The organism is Nioella sediminis, assembly GCF_001879695.1.
In the GTDB taxonomy this organism is placed as follows: Bacteria; Pseudomonadota; Alphaproteobacteria; order Rhodobacterales; family Rhodobacteraceae; genus Nioella; species Nioella sediminis.
The window spans coordinates 1-4906 of sequence record NZ_MNBL01000140.1 but is presented as its reverse complement, the minus strand read 5'-3'; the positions used below and the strand labels follow the sequence as shown (position 1 = coordinate 4906).

The following is a 4906-nucleotide window of genomic DNA, read 5'->3' as shown; positions in this document are numbered from 1 at the left end:
GGTCGACCGACACGTCAATGACAGCAGGCTTTCCGCAGTCGAGCGCCGCCTTGATGCAATCGGCTGTTTCGTCCAGCGTTTCCGCCTTGAAGCCCGCCGCGCCGTATAGTTCCGCCAGCTTGTCGAAGGGCGGGCTGGAAATGTCGGCGCCGATATAGCGCTGCCCGAAGAAATCGCGCTGATAGGCTTTTTCCGCCCCCCAACAGCCGTTGTTCATGACCACGGTCACGGTGTTGATGCCGTAATCGACGGCGGTGGAGAGTTCCGACACGGTCATGCCGAAGCCACCGTCGCCCATCAGGCTGATGACCGGCCGGTCGGGCACGGCCAGTTTCACACCGAGGCCGGCAGCGAAGGAAAAGCCCACCAGCCCGAAATCGAGCGGGGTGAAGAGGCTTTTGGGCTGCCAGTAATTCATCGCGTCGGTGGCCTGCAGACACAGCGTACCCGCATCCATCGTCAGCGCGCTCTCTTTCGGCAGCACGTCGCGCAGCGTCTTGAAGAGGCCCGAGGGCTGGATCGGCATCGTCGCCACATCCGCATCGGCGTCGCGCTTGGCCAGATACGCCTGCCGTTCAGTCTTGTAGGCCGCCGTCCAGGCCTCGGCCAGTTTGCGGTCATCAAGCTTGGCCAGTGCCGCCACCAGTTGCCGCGCCGCCGTGGGGGCATCGGCCAGGATGCCAAGGGTCGAGGGGAAATAGCGCCCAATGGCCGTGGGTTCCTGCTCGATCTGGATGATCGCGGCATCGCGGTTGATGTTGTCGTAGCTGTAGAAGGTGGAGTTGAAGCCAAGCCGCGTGCCAAGCGCGAGGATCACGTCGGCCTCTTTCACCAGCCTTGAGGCCACCGGGTTGCCTCGCGGGCCCATCTGGCCTGCATTGAGCGGATGGCCGAAGGGCAGCGCATCGCCATGGCCGGGCGAGGTCACGATGGGGCAGCCCGCCGCCTCTGCCAGCGCCAGCGCGTCGTCGGCGGCACCGGTCATCTTGATGCCGCCACCTGCGACGATCACCGGGCGCGCGGCCCCGCGCAGCATGGCTGCGGCCTTGGCAATCGCGTCCTCCGCTCCCGCAGCGGGGGCGTGGGCGTAGGTTTCCGGGCCGGGGAAGGCGCCGAACTCGGCCTCTCCCGACAGCACATCGCGCGGCAGGTTCAGCTGCACCGGTCCCTTGCGGGGGGCCTGCGCCACGCGGAAGGCCTCGCGCACCATTTCCGGCACCCGGTCGGTGCCGGTTGCGGTCCATGTCTGCTTGGTGATGGGCTTGAACAGCGCTTCCTGATCCACCTCCTGGAAGGCATCGCGGTACTTGTGGCCCGAGGAGAGCATCCCCGCGATGGACACGACCGGCGAATAGGCCGCCTTGGCCTGCGCGAGCCCGGTCACGAGGTTGGTGGCACCGGGGCCGTTCTGCCCCGCCAGCACCACGCCCGCCTTACCGCTGGCCCGTGCGAATCCGTCAGCCATATGCGTCCCGGTCCGTTCGTCGTGCACCCCGATAAACCGGATCTCGGGTGCATCGTAGAGCGCATCGAACATCTCCATCGTGGCGGAGCCGATGAGCCCGAAGATATGATCGGCCTTCTCGGCCTTCAGCGCCTCAACGGCTGCCTGACCGCCTGTCAGTTTCGTCATTGTCTTGTGTCCTTTCCTGTCCTCAACCCGCGTGGCGGATGAGGAAATCCCTTGTCGGGCCCGTGAACAGCTCGGGCTGCTCCAGAAGGCCCAGATGCTGCAAACCCGGCACGATGATGGTTTCCGCTCCGGCGATCTCGCTTGCGATGGCGTGGCTCATGGCCGGTGTGCTGCCCGTGTCATTCTCGCAGGTCATGACCAGCGTGGGGTGGCTGATGGGCGGCTCGGGCCGGATCAGTTCGGTGACGCCCGCGGCCAACACGTAGCGATGGCCGGTATAGTTGTCGGGATCATTGGCAAGCACGGTGTCGCGCACCCAGTTCACCGTCTCGGGGTGATCCGCAAGAAAGCAAGGCGTGAACCAGCGTTTCAGCGTCTCCTCGATGGTCGCGGCAGGTCCCCCTGCCCCGGTGTCCTTCGCCCGTTTTTCAACCAGCGCCTGAGCTTCCGGGCTACGCTCGTGCGGCGAGTTCTGGATGACCAGCGCCGTGGCCCTTTCAGGATGATCCATGGCAAAGCGCCGGTTGATCATGCCGCCGAGGGAAAAGCCCACGAGCGCCGCATTTTCAATACCCAGATGATCCAGCAGTCGCACGATCTGTTCCGATAACACCTTCAAACTTGGGGTTTCGCCCGGAAGGGCACTTTCCCCGTGACCGCAAAGGTCATAGATCAGCACCCGGAACCGGTTAGAGAACGCCGGGACGTGGTCTTTCCACGTCGCCCGGGTCAGCCCCAGCCCGTGGATCAGCACCACCACCGGCGCGCCCTCGGGGCCCGTCAGCTCATAGGCGGTTCCGTCAGGCGCCATGGCCATGGCTTACACCCCCGCCGGGTTGTCGACGGAGCGGCCCATTTCCTCCAGATCCTCGTAGCGGTTGCCGATCCGGTGATGCGGATGACCGCCAAGGCTGCCGCCCAGGGCCACGATGATCTCATCCTCCGCAGGCGCGTCAGGGATCGCGGTCTGCAGCGTCTGGTAGTGCGAGCGCCGCCCGCCATCGTCCTTGTCCATCATCGGGATGGTGATGGTGCAGCCCGCCGCGCCACGGGTGTTGGAGAAGACCAGATAGGTCTTGGCGTCGATCGCCTCGCGTAGCTGGTTGCCGAACCACAGCGAATGGGTCAGCGCCTGCGCGTGTTCCACCTCGCCGCCCATGCCGACGATAGAGGCCTTGCCGACCCCTTCGATGGTGCCACCCGACAGGCGCAACAGTTCTTCTGTAAGAAGTTTGCCGATGACGGGGCAGTGTTCGCGGATCTCGGGCTTCATGTCTTCCACGAAACCGCGTCCGAACCACGGGTTCCGGATCACGGCCATCACGGCGAACATCCGCGTGGGTTCGGGCACCGCGCGGCCCCCTTCCACATGGGTGATTTGCGTCATCGTAAGGATACGGCGGATTTCTACGGCCATTGTTATCTTGTCCTGTTCGCGTGTGTGTCTGGGGGTCAGGCGTAGGCCGGCATGACCTTGTCGATGAAGAGCCTCAGGCTCTCCTTCTGCTGGTCCATATCCATGCCCATGGAGGCGTAGTAGATGAAGGCATCGACGCCGAGCGCCTCGTAAAGCTTCAGCTTTTCAATGACCGTCTCGGGCGTGCCGAACATCAGGTTTTCTTCCAGCATCACCGGATCGACGCGAAAATTGCCTTCCAGCTGTTCCGCATTCACCGTGTCGGGGAAGCCGTTATGGACCTCGCCGGTCTTGGTCATGAGATTGCCGAACATGGCCAGCTGCACCCGGATCGCGGCCAAAGCGCGCTGGCGGTCTTCCTCGGTTTCATACACCGCCGTATGGCGCATCATCGCCCAGGTGCCGTTGAATTTGCCGCCGTTCTTGGCGATGGCGTCATCCAGACGCCCGCGATAGCTTTCCGCCTCGCTCATCGGCATGGTCAGCGGCCAGCTCATGATGTTGCAATCATGCTCAACGGCATAATCGAAGGTAATCGGCGCACGGGCGGCGACCCAGATCGGCACGTCCTGCTGCAAGGGTTTCGGGCAGGAGGTCGATTTGGGGAAGTTCCAGTAGGTGCCGTTATGCTCGTAATCGCCCTTCCAAAGCTCCTTCACCACGGGCAGCATTTCCTGCATATAGCGCCAGCCGTCTTTCTGATCGAGACCGGGGAACATGCGGTCGAACTCCCGCTGATAGGCGCCCGATCCGATGCCAAACTCCAACCGACCCTCGCTGGTCAGATCGAGGAACGCCGCCTCGCCCGCCAGATCAATCGGGTGCCAGTAGGCTGCGTTCACCACGCCCACGCCAAGGCGGATGTTCTTGGCATGCTCGCCCCACCAGGTCAGGATCTGGAAGGGGTTGGGCGCGATGGTCATTTCCAGCGCATGGTGTTCGGCGGCCCAGGCAATCTCGAACCCTGCTTCATCGGCCATCTTGACCATGTCCAGCGTGTGATCGCGGACCGCACGAATATCGGTCTCGGGGGTCATGCGTTCGAGGTTGATCGCGAGGTGAAACTTCATGCTGTGATCCTCAACGGGGTTGGAAGGGGCTGGCTATCGGGTCTTCGGACATGTTCATCCAGACGGTCTTGGGACGGGTGAAATCCCACAGCGCCTGAAAGCCGCTTTCGCGCCCGTAGCCAGAGTTTTTCATGCCGCCGAATTCCGCGATGGGGGAAATCGCGCGGTAGGTGTTGACCCAGACAATGCCCGCCTTGATGCGCTTGGACATGCGCAGGGCGCGGGCGTTGTTGCGGGTGAAGATGCCCGCGGCGAGGCCGTGGACCGTGTCATTGGCGAGCGCCAAGGCTTCCTCTTCGGTGCGGAACCGCTGGACCGCGAGGACGGGGCCAAAGAGTTCCGTATCCACGATGGTCAGGTCATTGCGCGGACAGTCGATGATCGTGGGCTGAAAGTAGAGCCCCGCCAGCCCCTCGGGACGTTGGCCACCCACCAGAACCGTGCCGCCTTCTTCCTGCGCCAAGGCAACCTGCCGGGTGATATGGTCGAGCTGCCCTTGCGTGCAGAGCGGCCCCATCTCGGTTTCCTCGGCCTGCGGGTCGCCGATGCGGATGCCCTGGGCGATCTTGACCATGCGGGCGAGGAAGTCGTCGGCGATATCCTCATGCAGGTAGACCCGGGACCCAGCCACGCAGCTTTGGCCCGACGCCGCGAAGATGCCCGCGACCGAGCCATTCACGGCGCTTTCGATATCCGCATCATCAAAGACGATAAAGGGGGACTTGCCGCCCAGTTCCAGGCTGACTTCCGCGAAATTCTCTGCCGAGTTGCGCACGATATGGCGTG

5 protein-coding genes are annotated in these 4906 nt (G+C 63.6%); all 5 read right to left on the bottom strand.

Features of this window, described 5'->3' with window-relative positions; translation table 11 throughout:
- The coding region (locus BKY26_RS16095) for a thiamine pyrophosphate-binding protein (protein WP_071691400.1) at positions 1–1633 on the bottom strand (1633 nt) is incomplete at its 3' end.
- Positions 1634–1655: 22 nt separating this feature from the next.
- The gene (locus BKY26_RS16090) at positions 1656–2450 is read right to left on the bottom strand and encodes an alpha/beta fold hydrolase (RefSeq protein WP_071691399.1); all 795 of its coding nucleotides are present in this window, start codon (positions 2448–2450) and stop codon (positions 1656–1658) included.
- A gap of 3 nt (positions 2451–2453) precedes the next feature.
- A complete protein-coding gene (locus BKY26_RS16085) occupies positions 2454–3050 on the bottom strand; it encodes an amino acid synthesis family protein (RefSeq protein ID WP_071691398.1) in 597 nt (198 codons plus the stop codon).
- Positions 3051–3085: 35 nt separating this feature from the next.
- Positions 3086–4120: an LLM class flavin-dependent oxidoreductase gene (locus BKY26_RS16080; protein WP_071691397.1), complete on the bottom strand. Its 1035-nt coding sequence runs from the start codon at positions 4118–4120 to the stop codon at positions 3086–3088.
- A 10-nt stretch (positions 4121–4130) separates the two neighbouring features.
- Positions 4131–4906 (bottom strand): aldehyde dehydrogenase family protein (locus BKY26_RS16075; RefSeq protein WP_131541909.1); only part of this gene is annotated, 776 nt, incomplete at its 5' end.